This is a genomic window from Flavobacterium piscis, assembly GCF_031457575.1.
Taxonomy (GTDB): domain Bacteria; phylum Bacteroidota; class Bacteroidia; order Flavobacteriales; family Flavobacteriaceae; genus Flavobacterium; species Flavobacterium piscis_A.
Genome location: NZ_JAVDWQ010000032.1, coordinates 1 through 16,719 on the forward strand (window position 1 = coordinate 1; position 16,719 = coordinate 16,719).

Genomic DNA, 16,719 nt, shown 5'->3' on the forward strand with positions numbered 1-16,719 from the left:
AAAGGATACGGAGAAAGTCAACTGGTAAATAAATGTACCGATAATGTTACTTGTACAGAAGCTGAACATCAATTAAACAGAAGAAGTGAATTTGTAATCATCTCGTTAAAATAAAGTTCCGCTAAAAGATCGGAGATTGTTGTATTAATCAATGTGTTTTTAATTTACTTGATTAACTAAAGTTTTATTGTAATTTTATTTGTTACAAGATTTGCTTCATTGTAACTATTTCGGTTATTAAAGACATGAACAATTCACCCCTTCATAATTTTCAATACAAATATTTTTTAGATTTATTTTTTTGAACTAAAATATCTCTATTTCTTAATGAACAGAACTGTTTACATCTCTTAGCAGTTTGAATAAACAAAATATCAACATGACGCTGTATTACTTTACGTGCTAAAGTTTCAAATAATAATCCCTAAAATCCTGAACGAAATTTAAACAGACATTGAGACTGTATATCTGTCTTACCCAGCCCAGATTCAGAAAAAGAAAAATAACACTCAACCATCATCTACGCTTTCAATAGAAACAAAATCTTTATCATTTTGTAATCCTGAAAGAGTAAGCAATGCTTTTTCAAATTGATAGATGTACCCTAAAGCTGCACCTGAATGTAATAATTTAAATCTCTATAATAGTATAATTTACACTGCCAAATTACGCTTTTTATAGAACCTATTTTAATAAAAAAATAAGGATTTATTTATTTTTTTTTATTAACAAACAATTCCAAATATATCGATTCACAAAAATCAACAACCAAGTATTTATACCTGTTTATTTATCCGGAAAATTACTGTTTTCGTAAATTTATGTAACTAATTGAGATGTCTAGACATGTTTCCTGTTAATAGCAAATCAAGAAATCTCTACATGATTTTTGTTATGGAAAATGCTTATTTATATGTCAGAGTAAGTACTGACGAACAAAAAAGAAAAGGTTTTTCTCTGATTGAACAAGAAGACCGTTTATTAAAATTCTGTGCGCTGAACCAAATAAAGGTAAAGGGAATTTTCAGAGAAGATTTTTCTGCCAAGGATTTCAACAGACCAGAATGGACAAGACTTATTAAAACAATAAAGAAAAATAAACATTGTCTACCTGAAAATATTCTATTTATTAAATGGGATCGTTTTAGCCGCAACATCGAATATGCTTATCAAATGATCGGGATACTAAGAGGACTGAATACTCAAGCCATGGCAATTGACCAGACAGTCGATTTTGAAGTTCCTGAAAGTACCGTGATGCTTGCCATGTATTTATCAATTCCGGAAGCAGAGAATAGCAGGCGTGGGCTAAATACCTCTGATGGTATGAGAAGAGCGAGAAAAATGGGCAGATGGCCAGGAAAAGCACCTATTGGTTATATCAACAAGGTTGCTTCTGATGGCAAAAAGATTATCATGGTCAAACAACCTGAAGCCGATTATATTCGGTGGTCATTTGAACAATATTCAAAAGGTAAATTTACAATTAGCTACATTAGGAGGATGGCGAACCTCAAAGGACTTATCTGTAGCAGGAATAATTTTTGGAAGCTTCTGCATAACCCATTCTATTGTGGATTAGTCTTTGTTCCTGCAAATAAGACGGATGAAGAATGTTTTGTAGAAGGTATACATGAGCCACTTATTTCAGAGAAGCTTTATAAAGAAGTTCAGTGCCTGCTAAACAGCCGTCGCACCACAAATTCATTTAAGCAAAAAATGAAACCAGTTTTCCTTTTGAGAGGATTTTTAATCTGTCCATTCTGTGGAAGAAGATTAACTGGAAGTATATCAGCTGGAAGATCTGCAAAGTACCAATACTACCATTGTGCAGTTAGTAAGTGCAAAGGGCGTATAAGAACCGAAATTTTGGACTTTGAATATGAAGAACTATTAAAAAAAATAAACATAAAATCAAAAGTTTATGAATTGCTTGAACTCGTTTTGGAGGATGAAAATATTTTGACTGTGAAACAGGAATTTATAAATGATCAAAAAAAGATTCTTAAAGAGATTTCGAATCAAGAACTTTTAATATCGAAGATAAGAAGGTATTTTATTCAGAATAAAATTGATTTTGAAGATTTTAATGATTTAAAAAAGGAATACAAACAGGTAATGGATTTCCTTACTGAGCGACTTACACTTGTAAACGAAAGTCTAACTAGTTGTAATGCTAGCAAAAACATCAAAGATTTAAAAGATGCTGAAAACAATGTTTTAGCATTATATAAAAGTCAAGATGTAGCCGGTAAGCGATATATCATCGAGTTATTTACACCTCTTTCATTCGACCCCGTGACAAAGAAATTAAATCCTCTTCAAATAAATCAGACTATATCCATGATAATTACTTATAATGATCAATATATTACTGGCACTAATTTTTTACACACCAAAACCATTGATCAAATTCCAAATAGTAAACCCAGAGTCTTCTCAGATAGAAGTATCTCTGTCAATCAGGCAATGAAAATATTGAAAAAGAATGGTATCGAGACAAGTGTAGCACAGGCAAAAGAGATACTTGATTTCCTGTATATATTTACTAAAGTATATTCGAATCGAGATGTTCAAACGTATTTGAGTTGACAGTAACCCGCAAGAGGATATCGAACATCAAATCATTGTTTTATTATCTACTATGGTATTTTTTTTAAACGATTTTTACAAATCAAAAATATCGAACCATTAAAAATCAAAAAAACAAAGAACTAACAAATTGAAAATCAATTAATTAAATCAAATAAAATAGGGGACAATCATTTATGATCGTCCCCTTAAGTGACCATGGAGGGATTTGAACCCTCACGCCCTTGCGAGCACCACCCCCTCAAGATGGCGAGTCTACCGTTTCTCCACATGGCCAAAAAATAAAAAGGTCAAGTAAATTAATACTCGACCTTTTGTGACCCGACTGGGGCTCGAACCCAGGACCCCATCATTAAAAGTGATGTGCTCTACCAACTGAGCTATCGAGTCATGCTTCAAGAAACTTAATTTGTGAATCACAAAATTTGTGACCCGACTGGGGCTCGAACCCAGGACCCCATCATTAAAAGTGATGTGCTCTACCAACTGAGCTATCGAGTCATTTCGTTTCTTGAACGCGGGTGCAAATATAAGGAGTTTATTTTATTATTTGCAAGCAATTTTATTATAAATTTGTCTTTTTTTAACCAAAGTTTACAATGCCTTAGTTTATAAGGTTTTATTAAAATGAAAAAAATTATATTATTAGGATATATGGGTTGTGGAAAGTCTACAATTGCCCAAAATTTATCAAAAGCTACCAATATTCCATATTTAGATTTGGATAAAAGCATAGAAAAAAGAGTGAATTTAACCATAAATGAAATTTTTGAATTACATGGTGAAATTTATTTCAGAAAACTGGAACATGAAATGTTTCTGGAATTACTTCAGTCTCCCGAAAATAGTATTATAGGTTTGGGCGGAGGAACTCCTTGTTACGCTAATAATCATGAGTTGTTAAAAGGCGAGGGGGTAGTTTCGGTTTATTTAAAGGCATCTATTGAGACTTTATACCATAGACTGATTCATAATAAAAGCAAGCGTCCCTTAATTGCTAATATGGAAGAAGAAGAAATGAGAGAGTTTATCGCCAAACATTTATTCGACCGAAGTTTTTATTATAATCACGCCCTGCATAAAATTTCTGTAGATGATAAAACGATAGAAGAAACGGTTTCAGATATTTTAGAAATTCTAGCTTAAAAACGCATAGTCATCGCCATTTTCATCAAAAACTACCTGAACATGCTCTAATAAGGATGTGGATAATGAAATTCCTTTAAAATCTGCTTTTACAGGGTATTTTTTATGATTTCTGTCTACGAGTACTGCCGTCTTGAATTTCTTTAAGGGAACGTCCAGAAAATGGCGAACAGCATAAATTAATGTAGTGCCTGAATTTAATACATCGTCAACCAGCACTAATCCTTTATTTTCGTATTCTTCTTTGGCTAAAGAAGTTTGTATTGGCAATTGTGGGTTTTGTTTGTTAACCTTAACCTCACACAAAGAAATTTTTAAAGTGGATATTTCCCCTAAGGCTACAGCAATTTTTTGGGCAAAAACATATCCATTCGCAGCAATGCCGGCAATTACAACTTCTTCATCAACAAAAGTTTCGTAAATCTGATAGGCAATACGTTTTATTTTATGTTCAATTTCCTGATTGGTTAAGATGATATTTTTGCTCATGATTTATTTTTTTGCTAAAGTACGAATTTAGATATTTATTGTCTGGACTTTATGATTTCTGGGGTTTAATTATTGATCTTCATTTTCATCGAAAATTTCATTTCCATATTCGTCAATATCCCTACGGTCTTTTTTTGTTGGTCTTCCGGTGCCGCCTTTGCGATAGTGTTCTTTGGATAGCTTTAGTAATTCTAAATGGGCATAGGCTTCTGCAGGAGTTTCATTTTTTCTGTAGATATCAACCAGTTTTGCACCCACACGACTTTCAGGAATGTCCAGTACGGTAATAATTTGGGTAATCTGATCTTTTCTAAAAGTGATTTTGTCAGTAGGAAAAACCTCTTTGGATGGTTTCGCGACCTGGCCATTTACGGTAACATGTTTTTTTTTGCAGGCCTCGGTGACCATATTCCGTGTCTTGTAATAACGTACACACCATAAGTATTTATCTATTCGCATAATTTTTCTAAAATCGGAGTTAAATTCTTTACAAAAATAAATCAATATTGTATCTTGCGCACCTAAAAAATTAACAATAATGAACAAATTTAAATATTTCTTTATTTTACTAATCGCCTTAACAGGCTTTGTTTCTTGTAATAAAGATGATGATAATGATGTAAAGATAGAGCCATTAAGAGATTATGCAGAGCAATATGCAACAGATAAGGCAACCATCGAATCGTATTTAAATACACATTATATTGTTGTTACAGAAAGCGCAGGTAATATGGAAGATATGGATGTTGTTATAGATTCGATTGAAAATCCTGCAACGCAAGTACCTATTATGTCATATAAAGCTAATGTAGGGACTGCTGTTTTTCCTCAGTTAAAATCTAAAAATGTTGATTTGCATGGAATAACTTATGAACTTTATTATTTGGTTTTAAGGGAAGGAACAGGGGAGTCTCCACTTAATACTGATGGAGTTTTAGCTTCTTACAGTGGTAGTTATCTCTCTGATGTTGCTAAAACAGATAAAAATCCTGAATATATTTCGACAACATTTTTTGAACAGGTCAAATACCCGCAAGATTTTGCTGATTTAACTAGGCTGGTTAGGGGTTGGGGAGAGACTTTTCCGGAATTTAAAACAGGTGCTGTTGTAGGAAATGATAATGGAACTATTAACTATACTGATTTTGGTGCAGGAGTAATGTTTCTTCCTTCAGGGCTGGGTTATTATTCAGGGGGTGGTTCAATACCTGCCTACAAGCCTTTAGTGTTTAGTTTTAAATTATATCAAATACAGAGACTGGATCATGATGCCGATGGTGTCTTAGATTTTAATGAAGATATCAATGGTGATGGTTATGTATATGATTTCCGTAATACAACCTTGTATCCTAATGCGCCGGTTAATCCTGATGATACAGATGGAGATGGAATTCCTGATTTTCTGGATGTAGATGATGATGGAGATGGTTATACAACCAGATTGGAAATTACTAAAGCAGCCAATGAATTTGGCGTTGTAAATGGCATTAATTATGGGCCAAGCAGATATTTTCCTTTTGAGGCATTTGTGGTTGAAGATGATCCTTTAACCCCTAATGTGGATGAAAGTTTAAATAGTGAATTTAGAGGAATTCCGGCTTTTGTAAAGACTGAAACTGTAGATGGTGTAACGAAAAATGTGTATGACTATACAACACATGGAAGGCTCAAGATACATCTTGATAAAGCGCATAATACTCTAAGGTAAATACCGTATCTGCAAAACCATAAATTTGAAATATTGACTACAAAACCTCGAAAGTGATTTCGAGGTTTTTGTATTAAAAAAACTTATATAAAAACTTACTTCATTTTTTTTAAGAAAAAGACTATATATTTGATGTGTGACTTTAGAATATATTAAAATGAAAAAGATTAATTGCATTGTTTGGTTTATGGATTTATCTTGGTATTAATACTCTTAACAATGTATAACAAAAAAGGGCGTCTCAACAAGTCATTGAGATTGAATATTTGAGATCCAGGCTTCCGATAAGAGACGAATAAAAAACAGAAAAAGAGGCTGTTTCACGAGTTGTGACAGCCTCTTTTTTTTTATAAAAGAAAATCTAAAATTATTTTCTTTTGATAACTCTTTCTACAGCTTCAACAATTGCCTGATTGTTCAGTTTGTATTTTTCCATTAATTGCTCAGGAGTCCCGGATTCACCAAAACTATCGTTTACCGCTACAAATTCTTGTGGAGCAGGGATGTTTAAAGCTAATACTCTTGAAATGCTTTCTCCAAGACCTCCAAGAATGTTATGTTCTTCTGCCGTTACCACACATTTTGTTTTAGCCAGTGATTTTAGAATCGCTTCTTCATCAAGTGGCTTAATTGTATGTATATTGATTACTTCAGCAGAAATTCCTTTTGCTTCCAAAGCTTCAGCTGCAATAAGCGCTTCCCAGACTAAGTGTCCTGTTGCAACGATGGTTACATCAGTGCCTTCATTTAATAAAATAGCTTTTCCAATTACGAAAGGTTCATCAGCTGGCATAAAATTAGGCACAACCGGACGGCCAAAACGTAAATATGCAGGGCCATGATGATCAGCTAAAGCTAAAGTTGCAGCTTTTGTCTGATTGTAATCGCAAGTATTGATTACAGTCATTCCCGGTAACATTTTCATTAATCCAATATCTTCCAGGATTTGGTGTGTTGCACCGTCTTCGCCTAGAGTTAAACCAGCGTGAGAAGCACAAATTTTTACGTTTTTATCAGAGTAAGCAACAGACTGACGAATCTGATCGTAAACCCTTCCGGTAGAGAAGTTGGCAAAGGTTCCTGTAAACGGAATTTTACCTCCAATTGTTAAACCTGCTGCGATACCTATCATGTTGGCTTCTGCGATACCAATCTGGAAAAAACGTTCCGGGTGATTTTTCTTGAAATCATCAAATTTTAATGAACCAATTAAATCGGCACATAACGCTACAACATTTTCATTTTTTTGACCTAGTTCAGTCATTCCCGCTCCAAAACCAGAACGGGTATCTTTGCTTCCTGTATTTGTATATTTTTTCATTTAATTTTCTTTTTGAGATGCTTAGTAACCAAAGTTTGAAGTTTTAAACTGAAACTGTTACTGAGACTGAACACTTTTTTAATAGTCGATTTGATCTGCAGAATAGTTTTGAGCCAAAGCATTTGCCAACTGATCGTTGTTTGGTGCTTTACCATGCCATGCGTGTGTGTGCATCATAAAATCTACACCATTGCCCATTTCAGTGTGTAATAAAATACAAACTGGTTTTCCTTTTCCTGTTTTTGATTTAGCATCAGCCATTCCTGCTAATATAGCATCAATGTTGTTTCCTTCAATAATATCAATTACATCCCAGTCAAAAGCTTCAAATTTGGCACGAATGCTTCCCATTGGTAAAACTTCGTCGGTAGTCCCGTCAATTTGTTTTCCGTTAAGGTCGATAGTTGCAATAAGGTTGTCTACTTTTTTAGCAGAAGCATACATGATAGCTTCCCAGTTTTGACCTTCCTGCAATTCTCCGTCACCGTGTAAAGTATAAATGATATGGTTGTCGCCATTTAGTTTTTTTGCCTGAGCGGCTCCAAGAGCTACAGATAATCCCTGACCTAATGAGCCGGAAGCAATACGTACTCCGGGTAATCCTTCGTGAGTTGTAGGGTGTCCTTGTAAACGGGAATTTAGCAATCTGAAAGTTGCTAATTCTGAAACAGGGAAATAACCGCTACGTGCTAAAACACTATAAAATACAGGTGAAATATGACCGTTTGAAAGAAAAAATAAATCTTCTCCAATTCCGTCCATATCAAAACCTTCTTTGCGGTCCATAATGTTTTGGTATAAGGTTACCAAAAATTCAGTACAACCTAGTGAACCACCTGGGTGTCCTGAGTTGACAGCATGTACCATTCGAAGAATATCTCTTCTTACTTGGATAGTTAAATCGCTTAATTGTTGTGTGTTAGGCTTCATTTTGTATGTAAAAGTTAAACTGGAGCAAAAGTAATTTTTATTTTGCGGTAAGACAAATGATTTTTTGCTTTAGTTTGCAGCAATTGTTAAATTCCAGTATTTTTTTTTTATCAATCTGGAAAAACGCTGAGGTCTTGTAGATAGGGTGTAAAAAGGTCTGCCACAGATTAAAGGTCTAAATTGATTAAAAAAATCTGTTCTAATGTGTTTAATCTGTGGCAAAAATATAATTTAAGAATTGCTGCAAGTTTTGACAAAAAACAATTTTAGATATTATCTAATGATGTAGTTTAATTATTGTCGCCTTGGCTATAGAAATTGTTTTCTTCGTCTTCAGAACCAATTTCTTCTTGTTCGTCATCAAGTTCAGAGCCCGGCACATCTAAATCGTTACCGAGTTTGTCGCTGTTCTGTTTCCATTCGTGATCGTTTTGTTTGATGATGGTTTTTTCGCTGGAAATTCCCTCAGGATCAATGTTCTCCAGTTTCTCTTCCTGATTGTAAATGTCTTCGGGAGCCGGATAATCTAAATTCTCCAGATTTCTTTTGATTTGATCTTCATTTACATTGTTTTTATCTTCTGAATTTATCATGATTTCTATAATTAATTTAATTTATAATAATTTCGTTTTTTCTTCAGTGACTAAATTAAAAAATCAATGTTGCAGTTGTGTTATATAGTATTGGTTTGATATTGCAGTTTTTACATTTGATTAATTATGAATTTCCTGAACAACTGTCGGGTTTTGCGTTTAGGGATAAAAGCGACATCCTTGTTGTGACCATTTAGTCGCCTTGTTTAAAACGAAAATTTTCCGGAACAAAAGATATAGCGGATAGCCCGGTCCTTGGGAAACGCCCTTTAAAAAGTTATAAGTCTGAAGTTATAAGTCTGAAGTTATGAGTTTGAATTTTATTGGGTAGAAGTTTTTTGTTTCAGGTTTACTTCGTCAGTTCGGCTTTCAGCCTCGTGTCAAGTTTCAGGTATCTGTTTTGGGTTGTTTAGGCATTGACTAATTTTCTAATTGACAAATTATCTAATTAATTAAAATTTCCTCAAATTAGCCTATCTTTGCCGACTGAAAAAAGAAACAGATGAAGTTTGATTTATTACAAAAAGATCCGCAGTCGAAGGCCAGGGCGGGAAGCATTACTACAGATCACGGCGTAATTGAAACGCCTATTTTTATGCCTGTTGGTACAGTAGCTTCGGTAAAAGGAGTGCATCAACGTGAACTTAAACAAGATATAAATCCGGATATTATTCTCGGAAACACCTACCATTTATATTTACGTCCACAGACAGAGATTCTGGAAAAAGCGGGTGGATTGCATAAATTTATGAACTGGGATCGAAATATTTTGACTGATTCCGGAGGGTATCAGGTGTATTCTCTATCGGGCAATCGAAAAATTAAGGAAGAAGGAGTGAAGTTCAAATCGCATATTGATGGTTCGTTTCATTTTTTTACGCCAGAAAATGTAATGGAAATTCAAAGAACAATTGGAGCTGATATTATTATGGCTTTTGATGAATGTACGCCATATCCATGTGATTACAGATATGCCCAACGTTCGATGCACATGACACATCGCTGGCTGGACCGTTGTATTAATCATTTAGATAAATTGCCTTTTAAATATGGGTATGAACAAACGTTTTTTCCGATTGTTCAGGGAAGTACTTATAAAGATTTACGTCAGCAATCAGCAGAATATATTGCTAATTCAGGGCAGCAGGGAAATGCTATTGGCGGATTATCAGTTGGAGAACCGGCTGAAGAAATGTATGCGATGACTGAAGTTGTTTGTGAAATCCTGCCAGAAGATAAACCACGTTATTTGATGGGAGTTGGAACTCCAATTAATATTCTGGAAAATATTGCGTTAGGAATTGATATGTTCGATTGTGTGATGCCAACCCGAAATGCCAGAAACGGTATGTTGTTTACATCAAACGGAACTATCAATATCAAAAATAAAAAGTGGGAAGCTGATTTTTCTCCGATTGATGAAATGGGGCATACTTTTGTCGATACAGAATATACAAAAGCTTATTTACGACACTTGTTTGCGGCCAATGAATATTTAGGAAAACAAATTGCAACGATTCATAATCTTGGTTTTTATATGTGGTTGGTTCGTGAAGCCAGAAAACATATCTTAGCAGGTGATTTCAGACCATGGAAAGAAATGATGGTTAAAAATATGAGTCAAAGACTATAAAAAGAGTTTCAGGTTTTATGTTTCAGGTTCTTTTAGCAACCTGAAAACTGAAACATAAAACGTGGAGCTTTTAACTTGAAACTAAAAGTTGTATGCTGACGATAATAGATAAGTACATTTTAAGAAGATATCTGGCCACTTTTTCCGTGATGCTGTTATTATTTATTCCGATTGGGATTGTAATTGACGTATCCGAAAAAGTAAATAAGATGTTGGAAAATAAGATTCCGTTTACACAAATTGCAATCTATTATTACAACTTTACAGTGTATTTTGCAAACTCACTCTTTCCTATATTTTTGTTTTTATCAGTCATCTGGTTTACATCAAAACTGGCCAATAATACAGAAATTATAGCAGTATTAAGTTCTGGTATTTCATACACCCGTTTTTTGCGTCCTTATATTATTGGCGCGTCTGTTGTTTCTGTTTTTGTATTATTAATGGGGTTTTTTATTGTTCCGGCGGCGAGTGAAGGTTTCAATAATTTTAGATATACTTATCTAAAAGGGAATGGAAAAGAGCTTATGCGTGGAGAAAATACAAACGTGTACAGACAAATTAATGATCATGATTTTATTTATGTAAACAGTTTTAATGAAGAAACTAAAACAGCATTTAATTTTACATTAGAAAGGTTTAAAAATGATAAATTAGTTTACAAAATAACGGCCAGCCGAATCAAATGGAACCCTAAGACTAAAAACTACACTCTTTATGATTATACTAAAAGAACGGTTGGGGAACTGAATGATAAAATTGAGAAAGTCCCTGAGAAAACTGCAGCTTTTAAGTTTGAACTGGCAGATTTAACGCCGGTAGTTTATATTGCAGAAACACTCCCTTTGGGAAAATTGTTTGATTTTATTGAAAAAGAAAAAAAGCGTGGTTCAGCAAATGTCAACACCTATTTAGTGGTACTTTATAAAAAATTCAGTGTTCCTGTTTCTGCCTTTATCTTAACCATTATTGCAGTTGCTGTTTCATCAATGAAACGCCGTGGCGGTATGGGGGTAAATCTGGCAATCGGAATTGCAATTGCTTTTTCATTTGTATTTTTTGATAAAATATTTGGTACCCTTGCTGAAAAATCAACTTTCTCACCTTTTCTGGCTGTCTGGTTTCCGAATATATTTTTCGGAATGATGGCAATTTACCTATTACGTAATGCGAAACGATAATTTAAAGAGTTATTTAAATCTTCATTTAATTGTATTTATCTGGGGTTTTACGGCCATTTTAGGAGCATTAATTACTATTGATGCTGAAAATTTGGTTTGGTTCAGAATGTTTTTTGCCGGAATTTTTCTGGCTGCTTTTATAGTGTATAAAAAAGAATCTTTTGTTATTTCTTTAAAATCGCTCTCTCAGTTGATTTTTGTGGGATTATTGATAGCATTGCATTGGATATTCTTTTTTAAGGCTATTCATGTCTCGAATGTTTCTATCACACTTTCCATTTTTTCATTAGGAGCTTTTTTTGCCTCTTTACTGGAGCCTCTTTTTTATGGAAGAAAGATTTTATGGTACGAAGTTTTTTTCGGATTGATCATTATTGCTGGATTAGCACTGATTATGCAAGTTGAGATTAAATATTTAGAAGGGATGTATTATGCATTAGCTTCTATTATTTTAGGTGTTTTGTTTACTTTAATGAATGGGAAGTTAATTACTAATCACGATTCTTCGGTTATTACTTTTTATGAATTTGGTGCTGGCGTTTTCTTCATATCAATTTATTTTTTGATACAGGGAAAATTCAATGCCGATTTCTTTGTTTTAACTTCAAATAACTGGATTTTATTATTCGTCCTGGCTTCGGTTTGTACTGCTTATGCCTTTACTGCATCTGTAAAAGTCATGCAGAAACTTACCCCATATACGGTAATGTTAACTACCAATTTAGAGCCTGTTTACGGAATCATTCTGGCCTATTTTATTTTAGGAGGAAAAGAAAAAATGAGTACGGAATTTTATATAGGTGCCATAATTATTGTAATTACAGTAATTTTAAACGGAGTTTTTAAACATTATCAGAACCAGAAAAAAGTGTAATAATTTACTGTTTTTAAACCATAAATTTACCTTTAAGTACGAAGTGTTCGTACTATTAGTGCAAATTATTCATACTAATGATATAATATTTTTATATTTGCGGTTCGAATTAAAAACAAAAATTCAAAAATCCATGGAATATTTAGATTTTGAGCTTCCAATCAAAGAACTTGAAGAACAGTTGCAAAAATGTGTTATTATTGGAAAAGAATCTGCTGTTGATGTAACCCCAACATGTAAGGAAATCAACAAGAAATTAGAAGAGACTAAAAGAGAAATATATAAAAACCTGACAGCCTGGCAACGCGTGCAGTTGTCAAGACACCCAAACAGGCCCTATACTTTAGATTATATCAGAGCTATTTGCGGGGATACTTTTCTGGAACTTCATGGCGACAGAAACTTTAAAGATGATAAAGCGATGGTTGGGGGTTTAGGGAAAGTAAACGGGCAATCGTTTATGATCGTGGGCCAGCAAAAAGGGTATAATACCAAAACACGTCAATACCGTAATTTTGGTATGGCAAATCCTGAAGGATACCGTAAAGCTTTACGTTTGATGAAAATGGCAGAGAAATTTGGTATTCCGGTTTTAACTTTGATAGATACACCGGGTGCTTATCCAGGTTTGGAAGCTGAAGAAAGAGGACAAGGTGAAGCTATTGCCAGAAATATTTTCGAAATGGTCCGTTTAAAAGTGCCAATTATTACCATTATTGTTGGTGAAGGTGCTTCTGGCGGAGCTTTAGGAATAGGTGTTGGAGATAAGGTATATATGTTAGAAAATACCTGGTATTCTGTGATTTCACCAGAATCATGTTCTTCTATTTTATGGAAGAGCTGGGAGTATAAAGAACGCGCCGCTGATGCTCTAAAATTGACTTCATCTGATATGAAAAAGCAAAAATTAGTTGATGATGTAATCCCGGAACCATTAGGAGGTGCACATTACGATCGTGAAACTACTTTTAAAACAGTAATTGAATATATTACTAAAGGATACAACGAATTAAAAGACTTATCAACAGCCGACCTAATTGCCCAAAGAATGGACAAATACAGTAATATGGGCGAGTATAAAGAGTAAATTGATATAAATGACTTAAAAAATCCGAAGCCTTGCCGCTTCGGATTTTTTTTGGGTTATGAACAAAAAACACTTACTTATAAACAATTAATAGTTATAACTCAATAGCAATGTTTTTTTAAATTTTGTTACTTTCGCTATATGGAAAATTTCAAAAATATAAACCCCGTAAAGGTAGATAAAACCACAATTATAAATTTAGAAAAAGGGAAATTACCACCACAAGTACTTGATTTAGAAGAAGCTGTACTTGGGGCAATGATGATTGATAAAAAAGGGGTTGATGATGTAATTGATATTTTACAACCTGATGCTTTCTACAAAGATGCACACAAATATATTTTTGAAGCCATTGTGCAGCTTTTTACTGAAACCCAGCCAATTGACTTATTGACCGTTTCATCACAATTGAAAAAGAACGGAAAATTAGAATTATCAGGAGGTGATTTTTATTTAATTCAGCTTACACAAAAAATTGCCTCTTCGGCACATATTGAGTTTCACTCGCGTATCATACTTCAAAAGTTTATTCAGCGAAGTCTTATTAGGATTTCATCAGAAATAATTGAAGAATCCTATGATGAAACGACAGATGTTTTTGATTTACTGGACAAAGCCGAATCAAAATTATACGAAGTTACACAGGGAAACATCAAACGAAGTTCAGAAACAGCTCAGAGTTTGGTGCTTCAGGCTAAAAAACGTATTGAAGAAATTGCAGGTAAAGAAGGTTTAAGTGGAGTAGCGACCGGTTTCGAAAAATTGGATAAGGTAACTTCAGGATGGCAGCCAAGTGATTTAATTATTATAGCTGCCCGTCCGGGTATGGGTAAAACGGCTTTTGTACTTTCAATGGCAAGAAATATTGCAATCGATTTTGGGCATCCGGTAGCAGTTTTCTCCCTGGAGATGGCATCGGTACAGTTAATTACAAGACTTATTTCGTCCGAAACAGGATTGTCTTCAGAAAAATTAAGAACAGGAAAATTGGAGAAACACGAATGGGAGCAATTAAGTACTAAGGTAAAAGATTTGGAAAAGGCTCCTTTGTTTATCGATGATTCTCCTTCATTATCCATTTTTGATTTACGTGCAAAATGTCGTCGATTGGCATCTCAACATGGTATAAAACTAATTATTGTAGATTACCTGCAATTGATGACCGCCGGAGGAAGCGGAAAAGGAGGAGGGAACCGTGAGCAGGAAATCTCTACTATTTCCCGTAACTTAAAAGCTTTGGCAAAAGAGTTAAATGTGCCCGTTATTGCACTTTCGCAATTATCCCGTGCCGTTGAAACACGTGGTTCAAGCAAGCGTCCGTTGCTTTCGGATCTTCGTGAATCAGGAGCAATTGAACAGGATGCTGATATTGTTTCTTTTATCTATCGCCCTGAATATTACAAAATTGAAGAGTGGGACGATGATGAACAGTCACCAACTGCTGGTCAGGCCGAGTTTATTATAGCTAAACACCGTAATGGTAGTTTAGAAAATATTAGATTGAAATTTATTGGTAACTTAGGTAAGTTCGATAACCTTGAAGATTTTACCGGAGGATATGATGATTTGCCATCGAAAATGAATCATGATGATAATCCGTTTATTACTAAAAACCTACCATCTGCTAATGATGCATTTGGCAGCAATCTGAATGATGACGATGATGATAGTGATGTGCCATTTTAATTAAAGGCTGTTGGATATAGATTGAATTAAAAAAGGGAAAAATCGTTAGATTTTTCCCTTTTTTAATGTATAAGTAGTTGATGTCAGTTTAACACCATGTTCTAATTATTTTTTTAGAATTAACTTATGAGTAACTGTTTTGTTCTCTTTCTGTTCGTTAATAAAATAAATTCCGTCAGCTAGGTAGCTGATATTAATAGTGTTAATTACGTCAGAAGAAACTTTTACCGTTTTTATAGTTTGTTCTAATTGATTTATAATATTTAAATCACCATCATAATCGCACTGTATGTTTATTATTCCTTTACTAGGATTTGGATACATTATGAATTTAGATTTTACTTCAAAATCAGGATTGGCTAAAGTATTTATGAGAACACATGATGATGTAGCATCACATCCACCCATAGTTATCGTAACTCCATATGAACCATTAACCGTTGGTGTGAAAGTTTGTCCGGTTTCTCCTGATATTATAGTACCGGGACATTCAAACCATTGGTATGTTGCACCCGCCTGATCTGCAGTTATCGTTTCTCCAGCTAATGTAGTTGTTGAAATTATAGCTGCTGGTTCAGTAATCGTATAGTTTCTAGTTGCAGTACATCCATTAGCATCAGTTATCGTTACGGTATAACTTCCTGCGGCAAGCCCAGTAGCTGTTGCTGCTGTACCACCTGAAGGAGACCAGGAATAAGTATAGCCAGGAGTTCCGCCAGAAGGAGAAACCGAAGCTGAACCATTAGTTCCACCGTTACACGACACATTGGTTTGAGAACCAGTTGCGGTACTGATAGCCGTTGGTTGCGTAATAGTATAATTTCTAGTTGCAGTACAACCGTTAGCATCAGTTACCGTTACGGTATAACTTCCTGCGGCAAGCCCAGTAGCTGTTGCTGCTGTACCACCTGAAGGAGACCAAGAATAAGTATAGCCAGGAGTTCCGCCAGAAGGAGAAACCGAAGCTGAACCATTAGTTCCACCGTTACAAGACACATTGGTTTGAGAACCAGTTGCGGTACTGATAGCCGTTGGTTGCGTAATAGTATAATTTCTAGTTGCAGTACAACCGTTAGCATCAGTTACCGTTACGGTATAACTTCCTGCGGCAAGCCCAGTAGCTGTTGCTGCTGTACCACCTGAAGGAGACCAAGAATAAGTATAGCCAGGAGTTCCGCCAGAAGGAGAAACCGAAGCTGAACCATTAGTTCCACCGTTACACGACACATTGGTTTGAGAACCAGTTGCTGTACTGATGGCGCTTGGTTGCGTAATTGTATAATTGCGAGTTGCAGTACAACCGTTAGCATCAGTTATCGTTACGGTATAACTTCCTGCGGCAAGCCCAGTAGCTGTTGCTGCTGTACCACCTGAAGGAGACCAAGAATAAGTATAGCCAGGAGTTCCGCCAGAAGGAGAAACCGAAGCTGAACCATTAGTTCCACCGTTACACGACACATTGGTTTGAGAACCAGTTGC

14 protein-coding genes and 3 tRNA genes are annotated in these 16,719 nt (G+C 34.8%); 8 read left to right on the forward strand and 9 right to left on the reverse strand.

Features of this window, described 5'->3' with window-relative positions:
• The first annotated feature begins 894 nt into the window (after positions 1 to 894).
• Entirely contained in the window at positions 895 to 2,592 is a 1,698-nt protein-coding gene (locus J2W48_RS22740) for a recombinase family protein (RefSeq protein WP_310284463.1), read from the forward strand.
• 193 nt (positions 2,593 to 2,785) lie between these two features.
• Here J2W48_RS22740 and J2W48_RS22745 read toward each other — a convergent pair.
• The 3 genes from J2W48_RS22745 to J2W48_RS22755 form a co-directional block, all read right to left on the reverse strand.
• A tRNA-Leu gene (locus J2W48_RS22745) sits at positions 2,786 to 2,868 on the reverse strand.
• A gap of 41 nt (positions 2,869 to 2,909) precedes the next feature.
• A tRNA-Lys gene (locus tag J2W48_RS22750) sits at positions 2,910 to 2,982 on the reverse strand.
• Between the two features lie 38 nt (positions 2,983 to 3,020).
• A tRNA-Lys gene (locus J2W48_RS22755) sits at positions 3,021 to 3,093 on the reverse strand.
• 126 nt (positions 3,094 to 3,219) lie between these two features.
• On the opposite strand from J2W48_RS22755, the gene J2W48_RS22760 reads away from it, so the two are divergent.
• Positions 3,220 to 3,738, forward strand: a complete 519-nt coding sequence (locus tag J2W48_RS22760; protein WP_310284465.1) for a shikimate kinase — start codon at positions 3,220 to 3,222, stop codon at positions 3,736 to 3,738.
• On the opposite strand, the gene J2W48_RS22765 is transcribed toward J2W48_RS22760, so the two are convergent.
• Together J2W48_RS22765 and J2W48_RS22770 are read right to left on the reverse strand one after the other, a co-directional pair.
• The gene (locus J2W48_RS22765) at positions 3,730 to 4,227 is read right to left on the reverse strand and encodes a phosphoribosyltransferase domain-containing protein (protein ID WP_310284467.1); all 498 of its coding nucleotides are present in this window, start codon (positions 4,225 to 4,227) and stop codon (positions 3,730 to 3,732) included. The genes J2W48_RS22760 and J2W48_RS22765 overlap by 9 nt on opposite strands.
• 69 nt (positions 4,228 to 4,296) lie before the next feature.
• Positions 4,297 to 4,686 (reverse strand): RNA-binding S4 domain-containing protein, encoded by a 390-nt coding sequence (locus J2W48_RS22770; RefSeq protein WP_310284468.1) that lies wholly within the window; start codon positions 4,684 to 4,686, stop codon positions 4,297 to 4,299.
• A gap of 79 nt (positions 4,687 to 4,765) precedes the next feature.
• Between J2W48_RS22770 and J2W48_RS22775 the strand changes: the two genes are divergently transcribed.
• Positions 4,766 to 5,935 carry a BamM family beta-barrel-assembly machinery protein gene (locus tag J2W48_RS22775; protein ID WP_310284469.1) on the forward strand — a complete coding sequence of 390 codons (1,170 nt, stop codon included), beginning with the start codon at positions 4,766 to 4,768 and terminating at the stop codon, positions 5,933 to 5,935.
• 367 nt (positions 5,936 to 6,302) lie between these two features.
• Here the strand turns inward: J2W48_RS22775 and J2W48_RS22780 are convergent, their stop codons facing one another.
• The 3 genes from J2W48_RS22780 to J2W48_RS22790 form a co-directional block, all read right to left on the reverse strand.
• Positions 6,303 to 7,256: a transketolase family protein gene (locus J2W48_RS22780; RefSeq protein WP_310284472.1), complete on the reverse strand. Its 954-nt coding sequence runs from the start codon at positions 7,254 to 7,256 to the stop codon at positions 6,303 to 6,305.
• Positions 7,257 to 7,334: 78 nt separating this feature from the next.
• Entirely contained in the window at positions 7,335 to 8,186 is an 852-nt protein-coding gene (locus tag J2W48_RS22785; protein ID WP_310284473.1) for a transketolase, read from the reverse strand.
• 290 nt (positions 8,187 to 8,476) lie between these two features.
• Complete coding sequence (locus J2W48_RS22790; RefSeq protein ID WP_310284475.1) at positions 8,477 to 8,779, reverse strand: hypothetical protein; 303 nt, start codon at positions 8,777 to 8,779, stop codon at positions 8,477 to 8,479.
• Between the two features lie 502 nt (positions 8,780 to 9,281).
• Between J2W48_RS22790 and tgt the strand changes: the two genes are divergently transcribed.
• The 5 genes from tgt (at position 9,282) to dnaB (ending at position 15,240) form a co-directional block, all read left to right on the forward strand.
• The gene (gene tgt, locus J2W48_RS22795; RefSeq protein WP_310284478.1) at positions 9,282 to 10,412 is read left to right on the forward strand and encodes a tRNA guanosine(34) transglycosylase Tgt; all 1,131 of its coding nucleotides are present in this window, start codon (positions 9,282 to 9,284) and stop codon (positions 10,410 to 10,412) included.
• A 92-nt stretch (positions 10,413 to 10,504) separates the two neighbouring features.
• A complete protein-coding gene (locus J2W48_RS22800) occupies positions 10,505 to 11,593 on the forward strand; it encodes an LptF/LptG family permease (RefSeq protein ID WP_310284480.1) in 1,089 nt (362 codons plus the stop codon).
• Positions 11,580 to 12,467, forward strand: a complete 888-nt coding sequence (locus J2W48_RS22805; protein ID WP_310284482.1) for a DMT family transporter — start codon at positions 11,580 to 11,582, stop codon at positions 12,465 to 12,467. Before J2W48_RS22800 ends, J2W48_RS22805 begins: the two co-directional genes overlap by 14 nt.
• A 133-nt stretch (positions 12,468 to 12,600) precedes the next feature.
• The gene (locus tag J2W48_RS22810) at positions 12,601 to 13,554 is read left to right on the forward strand and encodes an acetyl-CoA carboxylase carboxyltransferase subunit alpha (protein ID WP_310284484.1); all 954 of its coding nucleotides are present in this window, start codon (positions 12,601 to 12,603) and stop codon (positions 13,552 to 13,554) included.
• A 141-nt stretch (positions 13,555 to 13,695) separates the two neighbouring features.
• Positions 13,696 to 15,240, forward strand: coding sequence for a replicative DNA helicase (dnaB, locus tag J2W48_RS22815; protein ID WP_310284486.1), 1,545 nt, complete (start codon positions 13,696 to 13,698; stop codon positions 15,238 to 15,240).
• 105 nt (positions 15,241 to 15,345) lie between these two features.
• Here dnaB and J2W48_RS22820 read toward each other — a convergent pair.
• On the reverse strand, positions 15,346 to 16,719 hold a 1,374-nt coding region (locus tag J2W48_RS22820), incomplete at its 5' end, for a T9SS type A sorting domain-containing protein (protein WP_310284488.1).

Coding starts and splice junctions, on each gene's coding strand:
- J2W48_RS22740 (WP_310284463.1), top strand. CDS start 895: ATGGAAAATGCTTATTTATATGTCAGAGTAAGTACTGACGAACAAAAA.
- J2W48_RS22760 (WP_310284465.1), top strand. CDS start 3,220: ATGAAAAAAATTATATTATTAGGATATATGGGTTGTGGAAAGTCTACA.
- J2W48_RS22765 (WP_310284467.1), bottom strand. CDS start 4,227: ATGAGCAAAAATATCATCTTAACCAATCAGGAAATTGAACATAAAATA.
- J2W48_RS22770 (WP_310284468.1), bottom strand. CDS start 4,686: ATGCGAATAGATAAATACTTATGGTGTGTACGTTATTACAAGACACGG.
- J2W48_RS22775 (WP_310284469.1), top strand. CDS start 4,766: ATGAACAAATTTAAATATTTCTTTATTTTACTAATCGCCTTAACAGGC.
- J2W48_RS22780 (WP_310284472.1), bottom strand. CDS start 7,256: ATGAAAAAATATACAAATACAGGAAGCAAAGATACCCGTTCTGGTTTT.
- J2W48_RS22785 (WP_310284473.1), bottom strand. CDS start 8,186: ATGAAGCCTAACACACAACAATTAAGCGATTTAACTATCCAAGTAAGA.
- J2W48_RS22790 (WP_310284475.1), bottom strand. CDS start 8,779: ATGATAAATTCAGAAGATAAAAACAATGTAAATGAAGATCAAATCAAA.
- tgt (WP_310284478.1), top strand. CDS start 9,282: ATGAAGTTTGATTTATTACAAAAAGATCCGCAGTCGAAGGCCAGGGCG.
- J2W48_RS22800 (WP_310284480.1), top strand. CDS start 10,505: ATGCTGACGATAATAGATAAGTACATTTTAAGAAGATATCTGGCCACT.
- J2W48_RS22805 (WP_310284482.1), top strand. CDS start 11,580: ATGCGAAACGATAATTTAAAGAGTTATTTAAATCTTCATTTAATTGTA.
- J2W48_RS22810 (WP_310284484.1), top strand. CDS start 12,601: ATGGAATATTTAGATTTTGAGCTTCCAATCAAAGAACTTGAAGAACAG.
- dnaB (WP_310284486.1), top strand. CDS start 13,696: ATGGAAAATTTCAAAAATATAAACCCCGTAAAGGTAGATAAAACCACA.